Source organism: Mumia sp. ZJ430 (assembly GCF_011751845.1).
Classification (GTDB): Bacteria; Actinomycetota; Actinomycetes; order Propionibacteriales; family Nocardioidaceae; genus Mumia.
In genome coordinates, this window is sequence record NZ_JAAHFK010000001.1 from 66864 (window position 1) to 91043 (window position 24180).

Here is a 24180-nt window from a genome sequence, read left to right on the forward strand (position 1 = left end):
TCCCATGAGGTCGGAGATCGAGGAGGCCGCGCGGGCCGAACGTCGCGCCGACGCACGGGCAGATGCGTCGCGGGTACTGCCACGGATTGCGCAGCTGCTGGCTCCGTACAAGGGCAAGATGCTCCTGGTCGCCCTCGCGGTCGTGACCGGCGCAATCCTCAGCTCGCTGGCGCCGTTCCTCACCAAGGCGGTGTTCGACGACGCCCTCTTCCCGGTGGACGGAGGCAGCGCTGACCTGGGGCTGCTCGGCTGGCTCGTCGCGGGGCTGTGCCTCATCCCGATCGTCACCGCGCTGATCGGGATCGGGCAGAACTACCTCACGTCGACCATCGGCAACTCGGCGATGGCCGACCTGCGCAGCCGGCTGTTCGCGCACCTGCAGACGATGGAGCTCGGCTTCTTCACCGCGACCAAGACCGGCGCGATCCAGTCGCGCCTGGCCAACGACGTCAGCGGCGTCCGTACGGTGCTCACCGACACCGCGACCACGATCCTGCAGAACGTCGTGACCGTGAGCTCGGCGCTGGTCGCGATGGTGATCTTGTCGTGGCAGCTGACGCTCATCACACTGATCCTGATGCCGCTGTTCGTGGTGATCCAGGTCCGGGTGGGGCGACGGCGGCAGCGACTGGCCCGCAAGACGCAGGAGTCGCTCTCGGAGATGACGGCCATCACCGAGGAGGCGCTGTCGGTCTCCGGCATCCTGCTGGCGAAGGTGTTCAACCGCGCCGAGAGCGAGACCCTGCGCTATCGCGAGGAGAACCAGCGCCAGACGCACCTGCAGGTGACGGCGGCGATGACTGGCCGCACGTTCTTCGCGATGGTGCAGACGTTCTTCGCGATCACCCCGGCGATCATCTACCTGGTCGCCGGCTTCATGCTCACCGGACGCATGGACTTCTCCGGCGGCGGACTCACCGCCGGCACGCTCGTCGCCTTCACGACGCTGCAGTCACGCCTGCAGATGCCGCTGATCCAGCTCATGCGGGTCACGCTCGACGTCCAGACATCGCTCGCACTGTTCCGCCGGATCTTCGAGTACCTCGACCTCGAGCCCGCGATCATCGAGCGTCCGGACGCGCGACCGCTGCCCGACACCGGGCAGGGCGGGCGGGTCGAGTTCCGCGCGGTGTCGTTCCGCTATCCGCCGCCGCGACTGCTCGGCGTCCCGCCTCGTGGCACCGACGAGCACGACCCGGTCACCGAGGAGCGCTGGACGCTGCGGGAGGTCTCGCTCGCGGTCGAACCGGGCCAGCTCGCCGCGATCGTCGGACCGTCGGGGTCGGGCAAGACGACGATGACGTACCTCGTGCCGCGCTTCTACGACGTCACCGAGGGCGCGGTGCTCATCGACGGCGTGGACGTCCGGGACGCGACCGAGCACTCGCTGGCAACGACCGTCGGGATGGTGACGCAGGAGCCGTACCTCTTCCACGGCACGATCTTCGCCAACATCGCGTACGCCAAGGAGGGTGCGACACCTGCGGAGGTCGAGCAGGCTGCCCGCGACGCCAACATCCACGACCGGATCATGAGCTTCGCCGAGGGGTACGAGACGATCACCGGCGAGCGCGGCTACCGCCTGTCGGGAGGCGAGAAGCAGCGGATCGCGATCGCGCGCGTGTTCTTGATGAACCCGCGCGTGCTCATCCTCGACGAGGCGACGTCGGCGCTGGACACGGAGACGGAGCGGCTGGTGCAGGACGCGCTGGAGCGCGCGACCGTCGGGCGTACGACGATCGCCATCGCGCATCGGCTCTCGACGATCCAGAACGCCGACGTGATCTTCGGCCTCGAGGACGGCCGGCTGGTCGAGCGGGGCACGCACGCCGAGCTGCTCGCGGAGGGCGGGCTGTACTCGCGGCTGTACGTCGAGCAGTTCGGCGGCGGCGAGGTGGAAGGGCGCTTCCGCGACGGCGTGCTGTTCCGGGACGGGACGTGCGTCCGCGACCGCGAAGGCCACGTCCGCGCCGACGTCCCCCTCTAGGCTCGCGAGCTATTCCTGGATGACGGAAAGCACGTTGCCGGCGGGGTCGGTGAACCACGCGATGAGCGGCCCGCCCCCGCGGAACACTCCCTTCTCGTCGGTCGCCATCGGCGTCCCCTCGTACTTCTCGAACACGACTCCGCGCGCGCTCAGTCCGTCCACGGCGGCCTCGACGTCGGGCACCGGGAAGTTGAGGATCGTGTACGAGGCCGGCTCGTGCTGGTCGCCCTTCGGATAGACGAGCGTGTCGCGACCTCCGGCGAGGTGGAGCCGCAGCATCCCGTCCTCCTCGTCGACGTCCAGACCGAGCACATCGGCATAGAAGTCACGGGCCTTCGGAATGTCGTCGACGGAAAAGCCCTGGAAGGCGGGTGATTCGGCGAGCATGACGTTCTCCTGTCCCGGGCCCATGGACGGGCCCTCGTACGGTGGACCGCTCGGGCCGCGCGAACTCAGCGGCGCCGCAGCGGTCGCGTGGCCGGCCCCTCGATCACCGATCCGTCGTCGGCGAACCGAGACCCGTGCAGCGGGCAGTCCCAGGTGCGCTCGGCGTCGTTCCACTCCACGACCCCGCCGAGGTGCGTGCAGACCGCGCTCAGCCGCGTGCCGTCTCCGGAGTCCGCGCACGGCGGAAGCCCCCGTACGGACGGCGGGTCCTCGTCGCGCGACAGTGCTGCCGACACCCAGCCCTTGCCCAGCTCGGCCCCGACCTCCGCATTGACCACCGCCGCCGTCGTCGCGTCCCGGAGGGCGGGTCGCCGCCAGGCCCGTACGGAGTCGCGCCAGCCTGGCGCCTCACCGAGGAGGTCCCCGGCGAGCGCGAGGCCTGCGGCAGCGCCCATCGCCATCCCCCACTTGTCGAACCCGGTCGCGACGTGGACGTGCGGGTCGACCGGCAGCAGACGTCCGACGTACGGCAGCCCGCCCGTCGGGGAGTAGTCTTGCGCCGACCAGGTCGCCAGCGGTGTCCCCACCCCGAACGTCTCTCGTGCCCACGCGACCAGCTCGTCGAGCTTCGCGGCCTCCGAACGCGCACGCCCGGTCGTGTGCCCGTTGCCGCCGACCAGGAGCACGGATCCGTCCGGTGTCGACGTCCGCAACGACCGCGTCGGGGCGTCGATCGACAGGTGCATGGCGTCGACCGCCGGGCCCTCGGTGCGGAACGCGGCGGCGTACGACCGCTTCGGCGACAGCCTTGCGAAGAATCCCCCACGGTCGAGGATCGGTGTGCCGGTGGCGAGCACGACGTCCTGGGCCTCAATCGTCGCGTGCGCGGTTCGGACTCGGCGGCGGGGTCCCCTCTCCACGCCGAGCACGCGAGTGCCCTCGAAGATCCGCGCACCGGCGTCGACGGCATCGGCAGCGACGCGGGCGGTCAGTGCAACGGCGTCGACCTGTCCTTGCCCCACCAACCGGATCGCCCCGCGCACCTCGTACGGCAAGCCAGGCTCGCCGTCCCACACCACAGGCAGGTCGGCCTCTACGCATGCCTCCTGCTCCTGGCGCAGCCGACGCTCACCAGCGGCCGTGGTGGCGTAGGTGACCGCGTCACGCTCGTCGTACGACAGACCGCTGGTCTGGCAGTACGCGCGGATCCAGTCCTGCCCGGCACGGTTCGCGCCGACGTACCCGCGCAGGCTCTCGGCGTGGTGCTGCTGGATCGTCGAGAGCCGCGTCCCCTGCAGCAGGCTGACCTTGCCGGTCGTCCCGCCCGTCGTTCCAGCCGCCACCGTTCGCGCTTCGACGACGACTACCGACGTGCCCGCACGGGCCAGCGCCAGCGCTGTGGTCACCCCCACCAGGCCCGCGCCCACCACGACGACGTCGCAAGCGAGGTCGTCGGTGAGCGGCTCGTACGTCGGGCGGTCAGGGTTCTGGTCGTACCACCAGGAATGCATCGGGATCCTTCCGTCGGACCTCCGGTACCCAACCGCGTCGAGGGCAGTCGATGTTTTGGGTCGCCCGCCGGCGGGTACCGCCTCAACGCCGCCATCCACGAGTGCACGAGGAGTCGACGTGGGCACGAACGCGTACGACGTGGTGGTCGTCGGTGCAGGTCCGAACGGTCTGGTCGCGGCCAACCTGCTTGCTGACGCCGGGCTCGATGTGGTCGTCCTCGAGGCGCAGTCCGATCTGGGCGGCGCGGTCCGCAGCGCGCGGGACGTGCACCCCGACTACGTGCACGACACCTTCAGCTCTTTCTATCCGCTGGCCGCGGCGTCGCGGGCGATGCGGGGCCTCGACCTCGAGCGCTACGGGCTCGAGTGGAGCCACGCTCCTGCCGTACTCGGGCACCCGCTCCCGGACGGAGCCTGGGTGATGCTTCACCGCGACGTCGACGCGACGGCTCGGTCCCTCGAGGCGCTCGGAACGGGCGATGGCGACCTCTGGCACGAATGGGTCGGCGACTGGGCGCACGTCGGCGACGCCGTGGTCGACGCGCTCACGTCGCCGTTCCCGCCCGTGCGCGCAGGAGTACGGACCCTGTGGGCGCTGCGCTCGGTCGGCGGCCTCGACTACGTGCGGCGCCTGCTGGAGCCGGCGACCGCGCTCGGGCGCGATGGCTTCCGAGGCCCAGGGGCGGCGCTGCTGATCGCCGGCAACGCCGGACACGCCGACATCCCCACCGACGCCGCCGGGTCCGGCCTGATGGGTCTGCTGATGACGATGCTCGGTCAGACGGTCGGGTTCCCCGTTCCCCGCGGTGGCGCCGGGCAGCTCACCGCCGCACTCGCCTCGCGATTCGTGTCCCTGGGCGGCGAGGTCCGGACCTCGACACGCGTGGAGCGCGTGCAGCTGCAGGACGGCCAGGCGGTCGGCGTGCGTCTCGACGACGGCCAGACCGTACGGGCGGACCGCGCAGTCGTCGCCGACGTCGTGGCGTCCTCGTTGTACGGCAAGCTGATCTCGGTCGACGACCTCCCGGCGCGGCTGCGGCGGCGGATGCGCCACTTCACACTCGACCCGGGCACGGTCAAGGTCGACTGGGCGCTCGACGGGCCGGTGCCGTGGTCGTCGCCACCACCGACCGCCCCGGGCACCGTCCATCTCGCCGACTCCGTCACCGCGATGGCCGAGACCCACGCCCAGATCGCGGGGTCCACGATCCCGGCCGAGCCATTCCTCGTCGTGGGGCAGATGTCAACTGCCGACCCCACGCGCTCGGCCGCAGGAACGGAGGCGCTGTGGGCGTACACGCACGTGCCGCAGGAGGTCCGCCACGACGCCGGAGGCGAGGGCCTCACGGGGCGGTGGGATCACGACGAGGTCGAGCGGTTCGCCGATCGCGTGCAGCGGCGGTTGGAGGCGTACGCGCCTGACCTCGCGAGCCGCGTGGTGGCGCGTCGGGTGCTCGGCCCGCGCGAGCTGGAGTCCCGTGACGCGAACCTCGTCGGCGGCGCGATCAACGGCGGCACGTCGGCGATCCACCAGCAGCTCGTGTTCCGACCGGTCCCCGGCAACGGCCGCGCATCGACCCCGGTCCCGGGGCTCTTCCTAGCCTCCGCATCCGCCCATCCCGGTGGCGGTGTCCACGGCGCGCCCGGCGCGAACGCGGCCCGCGCCGTCCTCGCCGAGCCGACGCTGCTGCGCCGGCTGCGAGCCTCGAGAAGGAGCCCATGATGACACTCGTCACCCGTGAGATCCACGCCCCTGCGGACCAGGTGTTCGCCGTCCTCGCCGACGGCTGGACGTACGCGTCCTGGGTCGTCGGAGCCTCACGCATCCGCGACGTCGACGAGGGCTTCCCCTCGCCCGGGACGAAGATCTACCACTCGGTCGGCACGTGGCCGATACTCATCGACGACACCACCTCCGTCCTCGCGTGCGAGCCTGGGAAGCGACTCGAGCTGCAGGTACGCGCGTGGCCCATGGGCGAGGGATACGTCGGTCTCACCCTCCGCGATCGCGACGGGACGACGACGGTGGAGATGGAGGAGCACACCGTCAGCGGGCCCGCGAAGCTCCTGCCCGGCCCGGTCGAGGCGCTCAGCCTGCGCGCACGCAACCGCGAGGCGCTGCGTCGGCTGGCCTACTTGGCCGAGGGCCGCAGCCGCTAGCGCGGCGGCCGTGCTCGCCGCGTTGGTCGCCCTCGTGACCCAGCGCCGCGAGTCCGCATGGGGGAACGCGACCCCGGAGCCGGTCGTACAGGAGGTCTGAGCACCGCACGCGAAAGGCTCAGCCGGACAGGGCAGTGGCCTTCGCGGCGTACACCTCGCGCTCCCGCAGGTTGCCCGACAGCGCAGCCGCCTGCTCGTACGCCTCCCGCGCCTCCGTGGTGCGACCGAGGCGGGCGAGCAGGTCGGCGCGGACCGCGGGGAGCTGCGGGTACGAGGCCATCGCGGGCGTTCCGGCGATCGCGTCGACGACGGCGAGCCCCCGCTCGGGACCTTCGGCAAAACCGACGGCGACCGCGCGGTTGAGCTCGACGACCGGCGACGGCCAGGCGTGCCGCAGAAGGACGTAAAGGGCGGCGATGCGCCTCCAGTCGGTGTCGTCCGCGTGTGCCGCACGCGCGTGGCAGGCGGCGATCTCGGCCTGGATCGCGTATGGGCCGAGCGCGGGCCCGTCCGGTCCGGGGGCGCTCGCGAGCTCCTCCGCGCGGGCGAGCGCCTCGAGCCCTCGACGGAGGAGCGTGCGATCCCAGCGCCGCCGGTCCTGGTCGAGGAGGAGGACGGGATGTCCATCGGGAGTGGTCCGGGCCGGGAGGCGTGAGGCCTGGAGCTCAAGGAGGGCGACGAACCCGTGACCCTCGGGATCATCCGGTACGAGTGTCGTGAGCAACCGGGCGAGGCGCAGCGCCTCGTGGCACAGCGCCGGGCGCATCCAGTCGTCGCCTGCCTGCGCGGCGTACCCCTCGTTGAAGATGAGGAAGACGACCTCCCTCACCGAGCGCAGCCGCGCTGCCCGCTCGGCCGCATCGGGCATCGCGAAGACGACGCCGCGGTCGGTCAGTGCCTTCTTCGCCCGCGAGATGCGTTGGCCCGCGGTCTTCTCCGGGATCAGGAAACCGCGCGCAATCTCGCTCGTGCTCAGCCCGCCGACGCACCGCAGGGTCAGCGCGACGCGGGACTCCACCGACAGCGCCGGATGGCACGCGGTGAAGATCAGCCGCAGGAGGTCGTCGCCGATGTCGTCGTCGAGCGCGTCCTCGACCTCGTCGCCGGGGTGCGTCGCGATCTCGGTGTCGCGTCCGACCTGCTCGAGCTTGCGCTGGTAGGTGGCGCGACGCCGCGCGCCGTCGATCGCGCGGTTCTTGGCGGTGGTCATCAGCCACCCTGCGGGGTTCGGCGGGATGCCCGCCGTCGGCCACTGCTCGAGCGCGACGACGAGGGCATCCTGCGCGAGCTCCTCGGCGAGCCCGACGTCACCGGTCACGCGTGCGAGTCCGGCGACGAGCCGGCCGGCCTCGATCCGCCACACCGCCTCGACCGCAGCGCGCGCCGCCCCCTCGCCGGATGTCACACCGCCGATCCAAGCACACACCCCGCTCCGCCCCACGATTTGACGGGTTAGCCACCGTTCTCGGCAAGAAAGCGGTGGGCAACCCGTCAAATCGTGGGGCGGGGCGGGGCGGGGACGGGGGTCAGGCGGGGGGCGCGAAGTCCTCCGGGCCGAAGATCTTCACGACGCGGGCACTCCCCTCCCACGCGGGCCAGTGCTCCTGGTGGACCGCGAGGAACCGGCGCGCCCACTCGACCGCCTCTTCCTTCGTACGGACCTCGTACAGCGCATAGCTGATGAGCTCCTTCGCCTCGGTGAACGGGCCGTCGGCGACGGTGATCTCGCCGCCGGTGAGGTCCACACGGGCGCCGAACGCGCTTGGGGCGAGCCCGGCGTTGTCGAGCATCGCGCCCGAGCTGGTCGCCTCGGCACCGAGGGTCATGATCGCCTCCATGAGCTCGGGCGGCGGGGGGCCTTCGGGCGGGGTTCCGTCGAGAATGACGAGGTAACGCATGGTGATCTCCTTCGAAGTGGTTCTGGTGTGGGTTCTGGTCAGGACGGGGAGACGGTGCGGCGGTAGCGGTCCAGCGCGACGGCGGTGATCCACCCGAAGACGAGGACGATGGCGGCGGTGAACGCGAGGTTAGCGGCGGCAGCGCCCGCGCCGACGGCAACAGCACCGAAGCCGGCGAGGAAGACGACTCCGACGATCCGCGAGAAGACGGCCCGCGTGAGACGCCCGTCCGCCGTGTAGCGCCGGGCCAGCACGAAGCACGCGACGGCGAGGCAGGTGAAGCCGACTGCACCCGCGGCGAGATGGAGCGTCCCGTGCCACGAGATGTCGCCAGGCCCCTCGGCGGTGCCGACCGGGAACCCGTACGCCGCGTCGGCGCGGAAGGCGGCCGCCGCGACCAGCGAGATCCCGTACGCCGCCACGAGGCGCGGGGCCCAGCGAGCTCCGCGTCCAGGGGTCAGCGCCCGCCCCAGGCCGACCGCGAAGGCGACGAGCATGAGACCCGTGAGGGTGAAGTTCGCGATCTGGATCCAGCCGTGGTCGCCGAGCGCCAGCATGCTCCACTGATGGACTGCCGGGTCGAAGCCGTCCCGCATGAACACCTGGGCGAGCGCGACGCTCACGTAGAACGGGCCGGCGAGCACGCCGTACCCGAGGAGCGACCTGGTGACGCGGGTCGCGGGGTCGCAGTCGTTGTGCGTACGGGTGGTGCCGTGGGTCTCGGGTGTGCGTGTCGTGGTGGCCATCGTGGTCTCCTGCGGTTGTCGGCCGCCGCCCTGCGCGTCGGCCTCTCACGACCTCCACGAACGACGGCGGCCGACTTCTACAGCGACCACAGAAGTTTTTTCCCGCGCTACAGCGCGAGCCCCACGTACTTCACCTCGAGGTACTCGTCGATCCCCTCGGCGCCGCCCTCGCGGCCGAAGCCCGACGACTTCACGCCGCCGAACGGCGCGGCCGGGTTGGACACCACGCCCTGGTTGATGCCGACCATCCCGGTCTGCAGCCCCTCGTACACCCGCACCGCACGCTCGAGCGACTCGGTGAACGCGTACGCGACGAGGCCGTACTCGGTGTCGTTGGCCAGCCGCAGTGCCTCCTCGTCGGAGGAGAACGTGAACACCGGCGCGACCGGGCCGAAGATCTCCTCGCGGAAGACCTGCGCATCCGTCGAGACACCGGCGAGCACCGTCGGCGGATAGAACCACCCCGGCCCCTCCGGCACCTCGCCGCCGGTCAGCACCTCCGCGCCCGACCCGACGGCGTCCGCGACCAGCTCGGCAACCTTCGTGCGGGCTTTCTCCTCGACCAGCGGACCGACCTGCACACCCTCCTCGGAGCCGCGTCCGACCGACATCGCGCCCATCCGCTCCGACAGGCGCCGCGAGAACTCGTCAGCCACGGACTCGTGCACGAGGAACCGGTTGGCCGCGGTGCACGCCTCGCCGATGTTGCGCATCTTGGCGAGCATCGCGCCGTCGACCGCGCGGTCGAGGTCGGCGTCCTCGAAGACGAGGAACGGCGCGTTGCCGCCGAGCTCCATCGACACCCGGAGGATGCCTTCGGCGCTCTGCTCGATGAGCCGGCGCCCGACCTCGGTGGAGCCGGTGAACGTGAGCTTGCGCAGGCGCGGGTCACGGACCAGCGGCTCCATGACCTCGCCGGTCGACTGGGTGGTGATGACGTTGAGGACGCCTTCGGGCAGCCCGGCCTCGACGAGGATGTCGGCGAGCGCGAGCATCGTGAGCGGCGTCAGCGCGGCCGGCTTGACGACCATCGTGCAGCCCGCGGCGATGGCCGGGCCGATCTTGCGGGTGCCCATCGCCAGCGGGAAGTTCCACGGGGTGATCATCAGGCAGGGGCCGACCGGCTGCTTGAGCGTGAGCAGGCGCGTCGCCCCGTTGGGCGCGACCGCGTACCGGCCGGTGATGCGCACGGCCTCCTCGGAGAACCAGCGGAAGAACTCCGCCCCGTACGCGATCTCGGCCTTCGACTCCGACAGCGGCTTGCCCATCTCGAGCGTCATCAGCAGCGCGAGATCGTCGGCGCGCTCGGTGATGATCTCGAACGCCTTACGGAGGATCTCGCCGCGGTCGCGCGGCGGCGTCTTGGCCCAGTCGTCCTGCGCGGCGACGGCGGCATCGAGTGCGGCGCGCCCGTCGGCCACCGACGCGTTCGCGACGTGCGCGATCGTCTCGCCGGTCGACGGGTCGTGCACGGCGAAGGTCTTGGCGCCCTCGGCGTCGCGCCACTTCCCGGCGACGAACAGCTGGGGGTGCACCCCGGCGACGACCTCGGCCTCGCGACCCTGAAGCACTCCACCGTCCACAGGCATGACGACCTCCTCGTACGTGGCTCTCCTGCCGATCCTCTCGCGTCCGCGCTGTGAAAGGAACCTGACCGTTCTGGGCCCGCGATTCGGTCAGGTTGCTTTCACCACGCGGACGGGGGCGCGGACGGGGGCACGAACACCCAGGGCGTACGGGGCAGCGCCGCGGGGTCGAACCCCGCCAGCATCCCCGCCGCGTCGCGCGCGGCCATGCCGAGCGAGTCCGCGATCGTCGCGACCACGTCGGCCGTGCTCCATCCGAGCGCGTGCAGGTCCGCGAGCGTCACGGCGCCGTCGCGCTTGGCGAGCCGCTTGCCGTCGACGTTCAGCGCCAGCGGCACGTGCGCGTAGACCGGCGGCGTGAGGCCGAGGAGTGCCGCGAGGTAGGCCTGACGAGGTGCCGACGCCAGCAGGTCGTCGCCTCGTACGACCTGGTCGACGCCCATCGCACCGTCGTCCACGACCACCGCCAGGTTGTACGCGGGGACGCCGTCGTTGCGGACGAGGACGAGGTCGTCGACCGGACCCGTGTACGCGCCGTGGAGCAGGTCGCGAACCGTGAACTGCGTGACGCCCGCACGCAGGCGCAGCGCGGCGGGCCGTTCGGCGCGGCGCTCCTCGCGCTCGGCCTCGCTGAGCCGGCGGCACGTCCCCGGATAGAGGCCCGGCGTCCCGTGCGGCGCGGACGCCGCCTCGGCGATCTCGCGGCGGGTGCAGAAGCACTCGTACGTCAGGCCGCGCGCGACCAGAGCGGCGACCGCCTCGTCGTAGACGGCGCGGCGCTCGGACTGCCGGACGACCGGCGGGTCCCAGTCGATCCCGAGCGCGGCGAGGTCCGCGAGCTGGCGCTCCTCGGCCCCCTCGCGCACGCGGTCGAGGTCCTCCACACGCATGAGGAATCCCCGTCCGGTCGAACGGGCGAACATCCACGCGAGCAGCGCCGTACGGAGGTTGCCGATGTGCAGGTCCCCCGAAGGGCTCGGGGCGTACCGCCCGCTCACGCCACCCGCCGGACGCCGGCGTGCTCGGCCACCGCACCCGCGTGCAGCACCGACGCAAGCGCCTCCACGCCGTCCACGAGCCGCGGCCCCGGCCGTACGACCAGCGCGTCGGCGTCGATCGCCCACACCGGCACCGGCCCGACCATCTCGGCCACGCGCGCGGCGACCTCCTCGGCCTGCTTGGCGGCGCCGTCCAGGTCGTACCCGCACGGCGCGACCACCACGATGTCCGGCCGGGCCGTGCGCAGCGTCTTCCAGCCGGTCGGGTGCGACGGTGCTCCGGGATGACCCGCTGCGCAGGTTCCGCCCGCGAGCGCGACCATGTCCGGGATCCAATGGCCGGCGAGATACAACGGGTCGGTCCACTCCACGACCGCGACGCGCGGCCGTTCGCGCCCCTCGACGGCGAGGCAGACGTCCGCGAGACGGCTGCGCAGCTGCGCGACCAGGGCCTCTCCGCGCTGCGGGACCCCGGCGCACTGCGCGACCTCTGCGATGCCGACGAGGACGTCGGCGAGCGAGTGCGGGTCGAGCGTGACGACGGCCGCGTCGGAGCCGAGCCGTGCGAGCGCAAGGTCTACATCGCCGGCGGGGACGGCGCAGACCGCGCAGAGGTCCTGGGTGAGGATCAGCGCCGGGTCGAGCCCGGCCAACGCGTCCACGTCGAGGACCGAGCGGGTGTGGCCGGCGCGGACGACGACCTGACGCCCCGTACGGGCCCGCTCGTCGCACTCGTGAGTCACCGCGACGAGGTCGTCGCCCAGGGCGAGGGCGAGGACGATGTCGGTGGCGGCCGGCAGCAGGGACACGATGCCGCTCATGACGATTCCCTCATAGACCGGGCATCCTACGCACGCCCTGACCGGCGGCGACAGGCGCGAGGGCTGGTCGTGACGGATCCCACAGCCGCCGGCCTGTCAGGATCGCGTGCCACGATCGAAGGGTGAGCACGTCCGGTCCCCCGCGCCCCGACGCCGTCCGCACCTGGCGTCCGGACGGGCCCGTCAACGTGCGCCGTACCCTCGCGATGCTCGCCAAGGGCCCGTACGACCCTGCGCACCACGTGACCCCCGACGGTGCGGTGTGGCGTGCGAGCCGGATGCCCGACGGCGCCGTTACCTACCGCGTCACGTCCGTCGACGACGAGATCCGGGTCGAGGCCTGGGGGCCGGGCTCCGGCACCCTGGTCGCCGACGCCCCCACGCTTCTCGGCGCCGACGACGACTGGACAGGCTTCGATCCGCTCATCCCCCTCGTCGCCCGAGCCCGCCAGCGCCACCCCGGGCTACGCTTCCCCCGCCAGCGTCGCGTGCTCGAGGTGCTCGTCCCCGCGATCCTCGAGCAGCGCGTCCCCGGCGTCGACGCGTTCGCCGCATGGCGCCGCCTGCTGCGCGCCCACGGCGAGCCCGCACCCGGCCCGACGCCACGGCCGATGTCGGTCCCGCTGCCGCCCGAGCAGTGGCGGACGCTGCCGTCGTGGGTGTGGCACCGCGCCGGCGTCGATCCCGCACGCTCCCGCACCGTCATCCGCGTCGCCGAGCGCGCCACGGCCCTCGCGCGGCTCGTCGACCGTCCGTACGACGAGGTCGCCGCCGGCCTGCGCTCGCTCCCCGGTGTCGGGGTGTGGACGGCGGCGGAGGTGACGCTGCGTCTCGGCGACCCCGATGCGGTCTCGGTCGGCGACTACAACCTGGCCAAGGATGTCGGCACCACGTTCGACGGCGCACCGGTGGACGACGCGAGGATGCTCGAGATCCTCGAGCCGTGGCGTGGCCACCGGGGCCGCGTCGTGCACCTGCTGTACGCCGACGGGGTGCTCGGGCGACCGCGTCGCGGCCCGCGGATCACCCGGATGGACCACCGCACGCGCTGAGCCGCCCTGCGCGACCCTGCGCAACCGACCTGCCGACCGCGCCCGCGCGGGGGATGATGACGGCATGCGACGCCTGGGGGACGTCGCGTGGAGGGTCGCCGCCCTCGTCGCCGTATGGGTCGTCCTCGGACGAGCCGTCGGAACGTTGGCCGGTGACACCCCCGACGCGACGATCGGTTCCGCGGTCGCGACCACGGCGCTGTGGTACGCGACGGCCGGCGCCGTCGCGCTCCGAGACGGTCACCGTCAGGCGTTGGCGACCCCGTACCCCGCCTGGGCGTTCATCGGTCTGCTCGCCTCGCTCCTCTGCGTGGTCTGGCAGTGGGCCGCTCGCGCCCTCAGCGAGGGAGTGGCCGTGGACCCGCTGCTGCTGCGTGACGACATCGCCCTGCTCGCACCCGGCCTCGTGGCCGGGGTGTGGGCGTGCGCCGCAGCGGGCCTGGCGCTGGGACGGCACGACCTGGCGGTACGGCAGCGGACCGCGGCCGACCTCGCCGAGACGACGCTGCGGGCTCAGCGGCCGCTGACGACGTCGGCGGCCCGGGCGATCCACGAGGTCGGGCCGCCGCGCCTGTCCTCGCGACGGTCCGCGGCGCGGTAGGCGGCGTACATCGCTTGAACCCCCAGCCACCGCAACGGCTCGGGCTCCCACCGACGCGTGCGGTGGCCGACCCACGGAAGGGCGGTGAGCGCGGTCGGCTCCCCGAGGACGAGGTCGCGCAGCGTCCGCCCCGCGAGGTTGGTGGCCGTCACCCCGTGGCCGGTGTAGCCGCCGGCCGCGGCCAGCCCTGTCGTACGGTCGAGCGTCACAGCCGCGCACCAGTCTCGGGGGACGCCGAGCACGCCCGCCCACGCGTGGTCGAGCCTCGCGCCGGCCGCCTGCGGGAACCGCTGCGCGAGGATCGCGCGCAGGCTGTCGATCGTGGCCTGCTGGGTGGCGCCGTCATGGTCGGTGCGCGAGCCGTAGCGGTACGGGACGCCGCGGCCGCCGATCGCGATCCGCCCGTCGGCGGTGCGCTGGGCGTACATGTAAGCGTGCGCCATGTCGCCGACCGTCTCGTAGCCGTCCCACCCGATCGCGTCCCACACCGCGTCGCCGAGCGGCTCGGTGACGATCATCGCGGAGTTCATCGGGAGCCAGGTGCGGCGCAGCCCGGGCAGGCGTGGGGTGAACCCCTCCGTCGCGCGGACGACGTAGGTCGCGTCCACCCGCCCGGCCCGCAGCACGGCGCGACGCGGCTCGATCGCCACGACCTCCGTGTCCTCGTAGATCTCGACCCCGAGCCACTCGACGACCTCGGCAAGACCCGTCACGAGCTTCGCCGGGTGGAGGCGGGCGCAGTGCGGGGTCCACAGCGCGCTGACGGCCTCGGCGATCCGGACGCGCCCGGCGAGCGCGGAGGCGTCGAGGAGCTGGTGGTCGTGGTCGCCCCACGTGAGGGCGTGCTCGTGCTCGGCGCGCAGCCGCTCGTCCTGCGCCGGACTGCACGCGACGGTGAGCTCGCCACCCTTCACGATGTCGGCGTCGACACCCTCGGCGGCAGCGACCGCGATCACCTCGTCGACGGACCCCTTCATCTCCTCGGCGAGCGCGACCACGGCGTCGCGGCCGTGCGTACGCGCGTACCGCTCCGGCGAGCCGGCCATCGCCGCGGTCAGCCACCCGCCGTTGCGCCCGGACGCGCCGTAGCCGCACAGCGCCTTCTCGAGGACCGCGATCCGCAGGCTCGGATCGGCCTTGGCGAGGTAGTACGCCGTCCACAGTCCGGTCAGCCCGCCGCCGACGATCGCCACGTCGACACGGTGGTCGTGCGTGAGCGGAGGACGTGTGGGTGCGGTGCGCCCGAGGCTGTCCATCCAGTACGAGATCCGGCCGTTGACGCGTGGGCCTTCGGCGCCCGACGTGCTCAGAGCACGACCGCCTTGCCGCTGACCCGTACACGCGACGTATCGGGGCTCAGGTTCACGTGGATCAGGCTCGGACGCCCCATGTCGACGCCCTGCTCGATCGAGAATGCGGCGTCGGAGGCGACGAGCCCGTGGTGGGCGAGGTAGGCGCCGAAGGCGGCGGCCGCGGCCCCGGTCGCGGGGTCCTCGAAGACGCCGCCGACCGGGAACGGGTTGCGCGACTGGAACGTGCCGAAGTGGTCGGGCCAGACGAGCTGGAGCGTCGTCAGGTCCGCCTCGCGCATGAGGGCCGCCAGCCGCGGCAGGTCGTACGACAGCCGGGCGAGCCGTACGCGGGTTCGGGTCACGAGCACGAGGTGCCAGACACCGGCGTTCGCGCGCGAGAGCGGATAGCGCGAGTCGAGGTCGTCGCGGGACCAGCCCAGCGCGTCGAGCACGTCGTCGACGAGATCGGCGTCGGCCGGCTCGACCTGCGGCTCCACGCTGGTCAGCGTGGCCCAGAGCCGGCCGTCGCGCTCGACGGTGTCGACCGCGATCTCGCCCGCCGGCGTGTGGAACGCCAGCGGCCCGGGACCGATCCGATCGGCGAGCGCGACCGCGGTGGCCACGGTGGCGTGCCCGCAGAACGCGACCTCGGACGCCGGAGCGAAGTAGCGCACGTCGTACGTCCGACCGTCGCCGTCGCGCGGGACCAGGAAGGCCGTCTCGGAGTAGCCGACATCCGCAGCCGTCGCGCGCATCTCGTCAGCGCTCATGCCGGTGGCGTCGAGCACGACCCCCGCAGGGTTGCCGCCGGCGGGGTCGTCGGAGAACGCGGTGTAGCGCAGGATCTCGGCCATGGGATCACGCTAGCGCGCGGCGACGCCGGGGCTACGGGTGTCGCCCGAGGAAGGCCACGAGCTGCTCGGTCGGCGACGCGTCGGGGCCGACCTCGACCTCGGTGCCGATCTGGCCGCTGGTGCGCATGAGGTCGCCGAGCGTGTCGGTGCGGCGGCGGACCCACGCGATGTCGGCGTCGGGGATCGTGTCGTCGACGCCGAGGGCGCGGGCGAGGTCCCACCCGTGGACGACGAAGTCGAAGCTCAGGAACCCGTCGACCATCGCCTCGAATGTCGTCGCCCCGAAGATCGGACTCTCGTACGGGGTGCCTGCCACCTCCGGGTCGCGCAGGTCGGCGAGGACGGTGCCGGTGGCGTGGTCGTACGCGGCGCGGAGGCCGTCGCTCGGCGCCGGGGGGATCGTGCGTCCGACCAACGACTCGAACAGACCCTGGGTGTCGACGACGTGCTGCACCAGCGCCCGGACCGACCAGTCCTCGCACGGCGTCGGGTTGTCCCACGCGTCGTCGGGCACGCCCCGCAGGGTCGCGCCGAACCGCTCACGCAGGCGGGCGTAGCGGTCGGCGGGAGTCTCGTCAGTCATGGCTCCGACCGTAGGGAAAGGCGCAGACACTCCCCCTCAACGCGGGACGTGCGCCATCCAGTCGGGCGGCACGCGCCCGGCCGGCCCTGGTGACGGCTGGTCCGCGGGGTGCGAGGTCGGGGGTGCGAGGTCCGGGCCCGTTGCGAGGGTCTCGTCCTGGTAGTCGTAGAACCAGTCCTCCCCCGGCTCGAACGACTGCACGTAGCGGTGGCCGGTCGCCTTCCAGTGGGCGGTCGCATGACGGGCTGGTGAGGAGTCGCAGCACCCGACGTGCCCGCATTGCGCGCAGCGGCGAAGGTGGAACCACCAGCCCCGCGGGTCAGCGGTTTCGCACTCGACGCATCCCGGCCCGCTCGGCGTCACGTCCACGTCGATCCCCTCGGTCATCAGATCGCCCTCCCGTCGGCGCAGCGGTCCCGCCAGGTTACGCCGGAGGACGCCGCCGGGCCCGCCGAAGCCGTGCCACCATGGACGGTATGGCACCGGAGCAGCCTCACGACGCCCACGAGCCGCACGATGCGCCGACCACGGCGCCGTACGTGCCCGAAGTCGACGGGCGAGAGACCGAGGAGTTCGTCGAGCGCTGGTCGTACGGCAACCCGGAGGCCCCGCACACCATCGTCGAGTTCGGTGACTTCGAGTGCCCGTACTGCGGCGCCGCGAAGCCCGTCCTGCACGACCTCATCTCAGGCTCCGACGGCGAGGTGCGCCTGGTGTGGCGGCACTTCCCGCTCTACACGGTGCACCCGTTCGCGTTGACCGCCGCGCTCGCCGCCGAGGCCGCCGGGCAGCAGGGCGCGTTCTGGCCGATGGCCGGACTGCTGTTCAAGCACCAGGACCGGCTCGACGACGCCTCGATCCTCGCGTACGGCGAGCAGCTCGACCTCGACACCAGCACGCTGGTCGGCGACGCCGCGCAGGTGTACGCCGACGCGGTCCGTCGCGACTACGCCGACGGGATCGCGCTCGGGGTGCACGGCACGCCGACGCTGTTCCTCGACGGCGAGCCGTACCTCGACGGGGTCACCGTGCCCGACCTGCGCAAGGCGCTCGGCCTGTCACGCCGGGGATCGCCACGGTCCGTCCGGTAGCGGCGGCGGGCCGTCCTCCTCATCCGGCGAGCACAACGACATGCGCTCGCCGAAGAACCTGAGGATCACGGCGCCGACCAGTCCCGACGCGAGCGAGCCGACGAGGATGCCGATCTTCGCCTCGTTGCGCAGCGCCTCGTCGGCAAACGCGAGCTCGCTGACGAACAGCGCGATCGTGAACCCGATGCCGCACAGGAACGCGCCCCCGATCAGGTGGCCGTACCGGACCCGCCCGGGCAGCGTGCCGAGTCCGGTCTGCAGCGCGATCGCCGCACCTGCCACGACGCCGAGCGCCTTGCCGACGAACAGGCCGAGCACCACGCCGAGCGTGACGGGACTGCCGAGCGCATCACTGAGCGCGTCACCGCTGAGAACGATGCCGGCATTGGCGAGTCCGAACGCGGGGACGACGAGGTACGAGCTGAGCGGGTGCAGCGCGTCCTGGAGGCGGTCGGCGGTCGGCACGGCGGAGCGTACGGCACTGACGGCCAGCCGCGAGCGCGTCGCGTCCCGGTCCTCGATCAGCGCCCGCCCATAGAACATCAGCCGCAGCCGCACCTCCTCCGTACGCGAGCTGTGGCGGACGGGGACGCTCAGGCCGACCGCGACGCCGGCGAGGGTCGGGTGCAGTCCTGACTCAAGGACGGCCAGCCACAGCGCGACCCCGACGAAAAGGTACGGGGCGACCTGCCAGATGCCCACCCACCGCATCGCGACGAGCAGAGCGACGAGCGCCGCGCTGATCGCGAGCGCCGTGAACGAGACGTCGTCGGAGTAGAAGATGCCGAGCAGCGCGATCGCGCCGATGTCGTCGAAGATCGCGAGCGTCAGCAAGAACACGCGCAGCTGGTCCGGGCACCGGGGGCCGACCAGCGCCAGGACGCCAACGACGAATGCGGTGTCGGTCGACATCGGGACGCCCCAGCCGTCGAAGTCCGCACCGGAGGGGTTGACGAGGATGAAGAGCAGGATCGGGATCGCCAGGCCGCCGACCGCGCCGAACAGCGGCACCGACGCCGCGCGGAAGCTCCGCAGCTCGCCGACAGTCAACTCGCGGTTGACCTCGAGGCCGACGACGAGGAAGAAGATCGCCATCGCGCCGTCGTTGATCCAGTGGTGCAGCGAGAGGTCGATGCTCCCGTCGCCGATCGCAATGCTGGCCGGCGTCGACCAGAACTCCTCGTACGAGTGGCCCGCGACGTTGGCCCAGACCAGCGCGGCCGCGGACAGCGCGAGCAGCAGCATCGCTCCGCCGGACTCGGTCGAGAGATAGCGTCGAAGGCCTGCCGACAGCCGGGGGTACGGCACGACGACGTGGGGCTTGGGGCCCGGCCTCGTCGGGACTCCGGTGGGGATCGGATCGTTCACGCGTCAAGCCTCGCAGAGCAGGCGCGGCGGCGAGTCCGTACGGGCGCGCGTGCCGCGATCTGGACGTTGGCGCGATCTGTCCCTGCACCTGGCGGTTATCGCGTGGCGCACTGTCGGTCCCGCTCCGTAACGTCGGCTCGTGACCACCTCTACGGACGACACCGACACCAGCACGACCTCGCACGCCGCACGCGACCTCTCCTTCGCCGCACTCGTCGTGACCGTGGTGCTGTGGGCCTCGGCGTTCGTCGGGATCCGCGCGATCGGCGAGACCTTCTCACCCGGAGCACTCTCGCTCGGCCGGCTGCTCGTCGCCGCTCTCGCCCTCTCGGTCCTGTTCGTCCCGCGACAGCTCTCCGCGACCCGCCGCGAGGCGATGCCCCGCGGACGCACGGCGTGGCTGATCCTCGGCTACGGCGTCCTGTGGTTCGGCGCCTACAACATCGCGCTCAACGCCGGCGAGCGCCACATCGACGCCGGCACGGCAGCGATGCTCGTCCAGCTCGGGCCCATCATCATCGCCGTGATCGCCGGCCTGTTCCTCGGCGAGGGCTTCCCCCGCACCCTCGTGCTCGGGCTCGCGGTCGCGTTCTCCGGCGTCGCCCTGATCGCCCTAGGCGGCGACGGCTCTGGCAACGAGCTCGTCGGCGTCGTGCTCTGCGTGCTGGCCGCCGTCCTGTACGCCGCGGGCGTGCTGCTGCAGAAGCCGGTGATGGGCAGCGTCAGCCCGCTGCTGGTCACCTGGCTCGGCTGCGTCATCGGCGTGGTGGTGTGCCTGCCGTTCGTCGGCCAGCTCGTGGCCGAGGCGCGCGACGCCTCGACGGGCGCGATCCTCGGCGTGGCCTATCTCGGGCTGTTCCCGACGGCGCTGGCGTTCACGACGTGGGCATACGCGCTGCGACGCGTCGGCGCAGGGCCCGCCAGCGCGACGACGTACGCCGCCCCTGCGACCGCGATCCTGCTGTCCTGGCTGTTCCTGTCGGAGGTCCCGACCGCACTCGGGTTCACTGGCGGAGTGCTCTGCCTCCTCGGCGTCGCGATCACGCGGATGCGCCGCCGCGCCCCCCGCTGAGCAGCCCCTCGGACGCCGCAGGTCAGACCAGCAGTCCAGCGACCAGTCGTGCGAGCACCTCGGAGCACTCGTCCTTCACGCGTGGACGGTCCTCAGGCGCCGCGGCGGCGAGCGCCATGCCGCAGCCTCCGAGCATGGTGAACGTGATCGCCGCCGTCGTCGCGATCGGCAGCGGCGGAAGTCTCCCCGCCGAGACGAGGGCCGTGATGATCTGCTCGATCAGGCCCGCGGCGTACTGCTCCTCGCACGCCTTCCACTCCTCCCAACCGAGCGCGATCGGCCCCTGCCGAAGCACGATCTCGGCGTAGTCGGAGTCGACCGCGTGGTCGAGGTAGGCGTTCATCGCCGCCAGCGCGCCTGCAACCGGGTCCTCGTGCACGAGGTAGGCCTCGCGGATCGCCGCCATGCCGTCGGTCTCGGTGCGCTCGAGGACGGCGCGATAGAGGTCCTGCTTGTCCTTGAAGTGGTGGTAGACCGCGCCTCGGGTCACCTGCGCCGCCGATGCCACCTCGGACAGGGCGGTCTTGGCGAATCCTCGCTCGGCGAACAGGCCCGCGGCCGTCGTGAGCAACGCCTCACGCGTCTCATCGGAGTACTGCTCGCGCCTGCTGCGGGGACGTGACATACTCCCAGGATAAGACATACACTGTGTATGTGACCGACGCAGAGAACGTCACAAGCACTGCGTCGGTCGACCTTGATCTTCATGGGAGGAGACCCAGATGACGAGCTCCACGACCACCCGCTCCGCCTGGGAGCGGACCACCCAGCGCCAACGCGCTCTCCGCACCCTGACCTCGTCCGTCGAGAAGGACCCGGCCACGCTGCAGGACGCCGTGCGCCGCGCGAGGACGCAGACCTTCGGCTCGCTCGAGACGCTGCTGCTCGAGGCGCACGCCCAGTGGGTGCGGACCTTCGACGCGCGACTCGACACGCTGATGGAGAACGGGGCGTACGGCGACCAGGAGGCCGTCGACGCCCTGTGGACCCAGACCGCGACGGCGCTCCCGGGCACTGCGCGCGTGCTCGACGCCTACGCTGACCATCCCGAGCTGGTGCGGGCCCACGCGCAGCACGTCCGGCGGACCCGCCGCTCGATGGCGACCGAGCTGCCCTCGCGGTGGACGCTCCCGACGACGGTACGGCGCGGCAGCGAGCAGTGCGGTTGGCGCCGACGCGCGATGTCCCTCCTGCCGCACTAGCCGGGACGTCATACGGATCGTGGGTCAGAACCCCCGATTCGTATGACGTCCGGTGGGGGCGAGCGCGGCGGGGCCCAGCCGCCGCAGGCTCAGTGCACGTCGCTGAGCTTGTCGGGATTGCGGACGATGTCGACGGCTGCCACCCGGCCGCCGACCACCACGAACGACGTCACCAACCACGCACCCGTCGCGTCACACATGACGATGCCGTAGGACCCGTTGACGAGGACGGGGCGCACCTCGAGGGGTGGACGTCGGAGGAACCCGAACAGGATGCGGGCTACCTGTTCCGCTCCGTGCTGGATGTCACGCACGGCCGGAACCTTGCCGCCGCCGTCGGAGCGCATCACGACGTCCGGGTCAAGCAGGCTGACGAGCGCCGCGAGATCGCCGCCCGCACACGCCGCGACGAACGCCGTGACGACCTTGCGCTGCTCGTGGACCGACGGGGTTGCCCTCGGAGCCCGCTCGCGGACGTCCTTGCGAGCCCGTGCGGCGAGCTGCCGGACGGCGGCGGGTGAGCGTCCGACCACGTCGGCCACGTCGTCGAAGGACATCCCGAACACGTCGTGCAGCAGGTAGGCAACCCGCTGGGCCGGAGACAGTCGCTCGAGGACGACGAGCAGCGCGATGCTCAGCGACTCGTCGAGCGTGACGCGGTCGGCCGGGTCGGCCGGTGGCGGCGCGACGAACGGCGGAAGGGGCTCGACCACCGGCTCCGGCAGCCACGTCCCGACGTACTGCTCACGGCGGACCCGCGCGCTCCCCAGGTGGTCGAGCGCCAGGTGCGCGACCACGGTCGTCGCCCACGCCCGAAGGTCGTCGATGGCCTCGGAGTCCGCGCACTGCAGTCGCAGCCACGCCTCCTGGACGCAGTCCTCCGCGGCCGCGCGCGAACCCGTCACCGCGTACGCCACGCGCTCGAGGTGGGCGCGATGCGTCTCGAAGTCGGCGGCGAGGTCGTCGAGGGTCATGCGTACCGACGCTCGAGCCATGACTCGAAGCCGACCTTGCCCCGGGCGTACGGGTCGACCGACGTCAGCGCACCGTCGTGAAGCGCCCGCCCGGTCTTGCCCCAGAACGGGATGCGGAGCGGCACGCGGCCGCGTCCGGAAGCGCGGCGCCACGCCCGCCCGAGGTCGCGCAGCGACACGACCTCGGGACCGACGACCTCGAGCGTGCGCCCCTCGCCCGTGCCCTCGGCGACCCCGGCGACCACGTCGGCGAGATCGTCCACGTCGACGGGCTGCAGCGGCATCGACGACGACGGACGCAGCCCGACCTTTGCAGCGGCGCCGAAGACCATGTCGAGGAACCCGTGGAACTGCGTCGCCCGGACCACCGTCCACGGCACGGACCCGGAGCGTACGACGCCTTCTTGGGCGACCTTGGCGCGGTAGTAGCCGAACGACGGCACGAGGTCGCACCCGACGATCGAGATCGCGATGTGGTGTCCGACGCCGGCGGCAGCCTCTGCATCCAGCAGCCGGCGCGACCCGTCGACGAGGACCGCCTGAGCGGCCTTGCCCTGCCCGTTGCTCGCGTCGACGACTGCGTCGCAGCCCGCGAGCGCCTCTCGCAGCCCCTCACCCGTGCTCAGGTCGACGGGGAAGTCGGCGCTCGAGCGGCTCAGCGCCCGCGCCTCGTGTCCTCGCGAGGCCAGGGCCTCGCAGACCTGTGCACCCAGCATGCCGGTGCCTCCGGCGACGGCGACTCTCATGACGCGCTCCTTCCGTGCGGTGTCGTCTCTGCGAGAAAGACGACGCAGGCCACGAGAACGTGACATCTGCTCACTCGGGCGGCGTCTCCGGGAGGCCGAGCAGCGTGAACAGCCGGGTGTCGAGGAACGTCGAGATGTTGGTGACCATGCCGTCTCGGACGTCGAGGGCGTACAACGCCCACGGAACGTAGCCCCCCTCGGGCGCGGCTCGCCACTGCGCCAACCCCGGGGAGCCGTTGAGGGTGAGGCGGACCACCCGCGACCCCCGGCACTCCGCCCCGGGCCCGAGCATCCAGGTCCGGATGTCGTCACGGCCCTGGAGCCACATCTCGTACGGCGGCATGCTCTGGGTCGCGTCCTCGCGCAGTAGCGTGACGAGGGTGTCGATGTCGTACGCCTCGAAGGCGTCGACGTACTTGTCGAGGAGCTCCTGCTGATCCTCGTCGAGCGGGTCGAAGCCCTCACCCGATTCGCCCTGCGCGTCGGCGAGGGTCGCACGGGCCCGCTGGAGGGCACTGTTGACCGAGGCGACGGTGGTGTCGAGGAGCTCGGAGACCTCGGCGGCCTTCCAGCGGAGCACCTCGCGAAGCACGAGCACGGCACGTTGGCGCGGCGGGAGATATTGCAGGGCCGCCACGAACGCGAGCCGGATGGACTCCCTGCCGGCGGCGATCTCCGCAGGGTCCGCCGAGTCGGGGAGGATCCGCTCGTCGGCCATCGGCTCCATCCACGCCTCGTTTACGCGCTGGGCTGCGAGGGAGTCGACGACCGGCTGCCACGCGGTCGCGGACAGGTCCATCGGGCGAGCGCGGCGCTGACCGGAGCCGAGCGAGTCCATGCAGACGTTGGTGGCGATGCGGTAGAGCCACGAACGCAGGGAGGACCGCCCCTCGAACTTGTCGAGGCTCCGCCACGCGCGGACCATCGTCTCCTGCACGGCGTCTTCAGCATCGAACGCTGAGCCGAGCATGCGGTAGCAGTATCCGGTGAGCTCGCGTCGATGTCCTTCGAGATCAAGCTCAGTCGTCGCAACGGCCGTCATGGTGCCCCCTCGGCACGTGGCAGCAGCGGATCTCGCTGCACGCCTCAGGAAACCGTACGCATCCGACAGTTCTCTCGACAACGGTCTTGAACGCGCCGCCCTGAGCAGCTGGCGCCCGTGACCGAAAGCGGACACAGGCGTAGCCATGTGATGCAGGTCACCCTACCGTCTAGTTGAAACGTTCCAACGTTCCGCAACGAAGGAAGCCA

Annotated in this window: 25 protein-coding genes; 8 read left to right on the forward strand and 17 right to left on the reverse strand. The window is 72.0% G+C overall.

Features of this window, described 5'->3' with window-relative positions; translation table 11 throughout:
- The first annotated feature begins 4 nt into the window (after nt 1-4).
- On the forward strand, nt 5-1987 hold the full coding sequence (locus HCT63_RS00350) for an ABC transporter ATP-binding protein (RefSeq protein ID WP_167000510.1): 1983 nt from the start codon (nt 5-7) through the stop codon (nt 1985-1987).
- 9 nt (nt 1988-1996) lie between these two features.
- Here the strand turns inward: HCT63_RS00350 and HCT63_RS00355 are convergent, their stop codons facing one another.
- Together HCT63_RS00355 and HCT63_RS00360 are read right to left on the reverse strand one after the other, a co-directional pair.
- Nucleotides 1997-2374 carry a VOC family protein gene (locus tag HCT63_RS00355; protein ID WP_167000512.1) on the reverse strand — a complete coding sequence of 126 codons (378 nt, stop codon included), beginning with the start codon at nt 2372-2374 and terminating at the stop codon, nt 1997-1999.
- Nucleotides 2375-2439: 65 nt separating this feature from the next.
- On the reverse strand, nt 2440-3885 hold the full coding sequence (locus HCT63_RS00360; RefSeq protein WP_167000514.1) for an FAD-dependent oxidoreductase: 1446 nt from the start codon (nt 3883-3885) through the stop codon (nt 2440-2442).
- 118 nt (nt 3886-4003) lie between these two features.
- Between HCT63_RS00360 and HCT63_RS00365 the strand changes: the two genes are divergently transcribed.
- Entirely contained in the window at nt 4004-5608 is a 1605-nt protein-coding gene (locus HCT63_RS00365; protein ID WP_167000516.1) for an NAD(P)/FAD-dependent oxidoreductase, read from the forward strand.
- Nucleotides 5608-6045 (forward strand): SRPBCC family protein, encoded by a 438-nt coding sequence (locus HCT63_RS00370; protein WP_167000518.1) that lies wholly within the window; start codon nt 5608-5610, stop codon nt 6043-6045. Before HCT63_RS00365 ends, HCT63_RS00370 begins: the two co-directional genes overlap by 1 nt.
- A 118-nt stretch (nt 6046-6163) precedes the next feature.
- Here HCT63_RS00370 and HCT63_RS00375 read toward each other — a convergent pair whose 3' ends face one another.
- The 6 genes from HCT63_RS00375 to HCT63_RS00400 form a co-directional block, all read right to left on the reverse strand.
- The gene (locus HCT63_RS00375; RefSeq protein ID WP_208322201.1) at nt 6164-7450 is read right to left on the reverse strand and encodes a DUF6596 domain-containing protein; all 1287 of its coding nucleotides are present in this window, start codon (nt 7448-7450) and stop codon (nt 6164-6166) included.
- 121 nt (nt 7451-7571) lie between these two features.
- Nucleotides 7572-7943, reverse strand: coding sequence for a YciI family protein (locus HCT63_RS00380; RefSeq protein WP_167000520.1), 372 nt, complete (start codon nt 7941-7943; stop codon nt 7572-7574).
- 38 nt (nt 7944-7981) lie between these two features.
- Complete coding sequence (locus HCT63_RS00385; protein WP_167000521.1) at nt 7982-8689, reverse strand: DUF998 domain-containing protein; 708 nt, start codon at nt 8687-8689, stop codon at nt 7982-7984.
- 107 nt (nt 8690-8796) lie between these two features.
- Nucleotides 8797-10278, reverse strand: coding sequence for an NAD-dependent succinate-semialdehyde dehydrogenase (locus tag HCT63_RS00390; RefSeq protein ID WP_167000522.1), 1482 nt, complete (start codon nt 10276-10278; stop codon nt 8797-8799).
- A gap of 98 nt (nt 10279-10376) precedes the next feature.
- A complete protein-coding gene (gene gluQRS, locus HCT63_RS00395) occupies nt 10377-11273 on the reverse strand; it encodes a tRNA glutamyl-Q(34) synthetase GluQRS (protein WP_208322202.1) in 897 nt (298 codons plus the stop codon).
- On the reverse strand, nt 11270-12094 hold the full coding sequence (locus HCT63_RS00400) for an ABC transporter substrate-binding protein (protein WP_208322203.1): 825 nt from the start codon (nt 12092-12094) through the stop codon (nt 11270-11272). Before HCT63_RS00400 ends, gluQRS begins: the two co-directional genes overlap by 4 nt.
- Before the next feature lie 122 nt (nt 12095-12216).
- On the opposite strand from HCT63_RS00400, the gene HCT63_RS00405 reads away from it, so the two are divergent.
- Together HCT63_RS00405 and HCT63_RS00410 are read left to right on the forward strand one after the other, a co-directional pair.
- Nucleotides 12217-13146, forward strand: coding sequence for a DNA-3-methyladenine glycosylase 2 family protein (locus HCT63_RS00405; protein WP_243842817.1), 930 nt, complete (start codon nt 12217-12219; stop codon nt 13144-13146).
- A gap of 64 nt (nt 13147-13210) precedes the next feature.
- Complete coding sequence (locus HCT63_RS00410) at nt 13211-13747, forward strand: hypothetical protein (RefSeq protein ID WP_167000524.1); 537 nt, start codon at nt 13211-13213, stop codon at nt 13745-13747.
- Here HCT63_RS00410 and HCT63_RS00415 read toward each other — a convergent pair.
- From HCT63_RS00415 to HCT63_RS00430, 4 genes are all read right to left on the reverse strand, one after another.
- Entirely contained in the window at nt 13660-14940 is a 1281-nt protein-coding gene (locus HCT63_RS00415; protein WP_243842818.1) for an FAD-binding oxidoreductase, read from the reverse strand. The genes HCT63_RS00410 and HCT63_RS00415 overlap by 88 nt on opposite strands.
- Nucleotides 14941-15053: 113 nt before the next feature.
- Nucleotides 15054-15893 (reverse strand): PhzF family phenazine biosynthesis protein, encoded by an 840-nt coding sequence (locus HCT63_RS00420; RefSeq protein ID WP_167000526.1) that lies wholly within the window; start codon nt 15891-15893, stop codon nt 15054-15056.
- A 31-nt stretch (nt 15894-15924) separates the two neighbouring features.
- Nucleotides 15925-16476: a TIGR03086 family metal-binding protein gene (locus HCT63_RS00425; RefSeq protein WP_167000527.1), complete on the reverse strand. Its 552-nt coding sequence runs from the start codon at nt 16474-16476 to the stop codon at nt 15925-15927.
- 36 nt (nt 16477-16512) lie between these two features.
- On the reverse strand, nt 16513-16863 hold the full coding sequence (locus tag HCT63_RS00430) for a UBP-type zinc finger domain-containing protein (RefSeq protein WP_167000529.1): 351 nt from the start codon (nt 16861-16863) through the stop codon (nt 16513-16515).
- 89 nt (nt 16864-16952) lie between these two features.
- Here HCT63_RS00430 and HCT63_RS00435 point away from each other — a divergent pair, with 89 nt between their 5' ends.
- A complete protein-coding gene (locus HCT63_RS00435) occupies nt 16953-17567 on the forward strand; it encodes a thioredoxin domain-containing protein (protein WP_167000531.1) in 615 nt (204 codons plus the stop codon).
- On the opposite strand, the gene nhaA is transcribed toward HCT63_RS00435, so the two are convergent.
- Nucleotides 17535-18935: a Na+/H+ antiporter NhaA gene (gene nhaA, locus HCT63_RS00440; RefSeq protein WP_208322204.1), complete on the reverse strand. Its 1401-nt coding sequence runs from the start codon at nt 18933-18935 to the stop codon at nt 17535-17537. The two genes, HCT63_RS00435 and nhaA, sit on opposite strands and share 33 nt — an antisense overlap.
- 139 nt (nt 18936-19074) lie before the next feature.
- Between nhaA and HCT63_RS00445 the strand changes: the two genes are divergently transcribed.
- Nucleotides 19075-20007 carry a DMT family transporter gene (locus HCT63_RS00445; RefSeq protein ID WP_167000533.1) on the forward strand — a complete coding sequence of 311 codons (933 nt, stop codon included), beginning with the start codon at nt 19075-19077 and terminating at the stop codon, nt 20005-20007.
- Between the two features lie 22 nt (nt 20008-20029).
- On the opposite strand, the gene HCT63_RS00450 is transcribed toward HCT63_RS00445, so the two are convergent.
- On the reverse strand, nt 20030-20632 hold the full coding sequence (locus HCT63_RS00450; protein WP_167000535.1) for a TetR family transcriptional regulator: 603 nt from the start codon (nt 20630-20632) through the stop codon (nt 20030-20032).
- A 97-nt stretch (nt 20633-20729) separates the two neighbouring features.
- Between HCT63_RS00450 and HCT63_RS00455 the strand changes: the two genes are divergently transcribed.
- A complete protein-coding gene (locus HCT63_RS00455) occupies nt 20730-21209 on the forward strand; it encodes a hypothetical protein (RefSeq protein WP_167000537.1) in 480 nt (159 codons plus the stop codon).
- 89 nt (nt 21210-21298) lie between these two features.
- On the opposite strand, the gene sigJ is transcribed toward HCT63_RS00455, so the two are convergent.
- The 3 genes from sigJ to HCT63_RS00470 form a co-directional block, all read right to left on the reverse strand.
- Entirely contained in the window at nt 21299-22183 is an 885-nt protein-coding gene (gene sigJ / locus HCT63_RS00460; protein WP_167000539.1) for an RNA polymerase sigma factor SigJ, read from the reverse strand.
- On the reverse strand, nt 22180-22929 hold the full coding sequence (locus HCT63_RS00465; RefSeq protein ID WP_167000541.1) for an NAD(P)H-binding protein: 750 nt from the start codon (nt 22927-22929) through the stop codon (nt 22180-22182). The genes sigJ and HCT63_RS00465 overlap by 4 nt, the downstream gene beginning before the upstream one ends.
- A gap of 70 nt (nt 22930-22999) precedes the next feature.
- Nucleotides 23000-24118, reverse strand: a complete 1119-nt coding sequence (locus HCT63_RS00470) for a sigma-70 family RNA polymerase sigma factor (RefSeq protein ID WP_167000543.1) — start codon at nt 24116-24118, stop codon at nt 23000-23002.
- Between the last annotated feature and the right edge of the window lie 62 nt (nt 24119-24180).

Excerpts from the sequence above, each read along its gene's own strand:
- HCT63_RS00385 (WP_167000521.1), bottom strand. The coding sequence starts at position 8,689 with ATGGCCACCACGACACGCACACCCGAGACCCACGGCACCACCCGTACG.
- HCT63_RS00400 (WP_208322203.1), bottom strand. The coding sequence starts at position 12,094 with ATGAGCGGCATCGTGTCCCTGCTGCCGGCCGCCACCGACATCGTCCTC.
- HCT63_RS00425 (WP_167000527.1), bottom strand. The coding sequence starts at position 16,476 with ATGACTGACGAGACTCCCGCCGACCGCTACGCCCGCCTGCGTGAGCGG.
- HCT63_RS00435 (WP_167000531.1), top strand. The coding sequence starts at position 16,953 with ATGGCACCGGAGCAGCCTCACGACGCCCACGAGCCGCACGATGCGCCG.
- HCT63_RS00370 (WP_167000518.1), top strand. The coding sequence starts at position 5,608 with ATGACACTCGTCACCCGTGAGATCCACGCCCCTGCGGACCAGGTGTTC.
- HCT63_RS00430 (WP_167000529.1), bottom strand. The coding sequence starts at position 16,863 with ATGACCGAGGGGATCGACGTGGACGTGACGCCGAGCGGGCCGGGATGC.
- HCT63_RS00465 (WP_167000541.1), bottom strand. The coding sequence starts at position 22,929 with ATGAGAGTCGCCGTCGCCGGAGGCACCGGCATGCTGGGTGCACAGGTC.
- HCT63_RS00360 (WP_167000514.1), bottom strand. The coding sequence starts at position 3,885 with ATGCATTCCTGGTGGTACGACCAGAACCCTGACCGCCCGACGTACGAG.
- HCT63_RS00410 (WP_167000524.1), top strand. The coding sequence starts at position 13,211 with ATGCGACGCCTGGGGGACGTCGCGTGGAGGGTCGCCGCCCTCGTCGCC.
- HCT63_RS00390 (WP_167000522.1), bottom strand. The coding sequence starts at position 10,278 with ATGCCTGTGGACGGTGGAGTGCTTCAGGGTCGCGAGGCCGAGGTCGTC.
- HCT63_RS00350 (WP_167000510.1), top strand. The coding sequence starts at position 5 with ATGAGGTCGGAGATCGAGGAGGCCGCGCGGGCCGAACGTCGCGCCGAC.
- HCT63_RS00470 (WP_167000543.1), bottom strand. The coding sequence starts at position 24,118 with ATGGCTACGCCTGTGTCCGCTTTCGGTCACGGGCGCCAGCTGCTCAGG.
- HCT63_RS00355 (WP_167000512.1), bottom strand. The coding sequence starts at position 2,374 with ATGCTCGCCGAATCACCCGCCTTCCAGGGCTTTTCCGTCGACGACATT.
- HCT63_RS00380 (WP_167000520.1), bottom strand. The coding sequence starts at position 7,943 with ATGCGTTACCTCGTCATTCTCGACGGAACCCCGCCCGAAGGCCCCCCG.
- HCT63_RS00450 (WP_167000535.1), bottom strand. The coding sequence starts at position 20,632 with ATGTCACGTCCCCGCAGCAGGCGCGAGCAGTACTCCGATGAGACGCGT.
- HCT63_RS00420 (WP_167000526.1), bottom strand. The coding sequence starts at position 15,893 with ATGGCCGAGATCCTGCGCTACACCGCGTTCTCCGACGACCCCGCCGGC.
- HCT63_RS00455 (WP_167000537.1), top strand. The coding sequence starts at position 20,730 with ATGACGAGCTCCACGACCACCCGCTCCGCCTGGGAGCGGACCACCCAG.
- sigJ (WP_167000539.1), bottom strand. The coding sequence starts at position 22,183 with ATGACCCTCGACGACCTCGCCGCCGACTTCGAGACGCATCGCGCCCAC.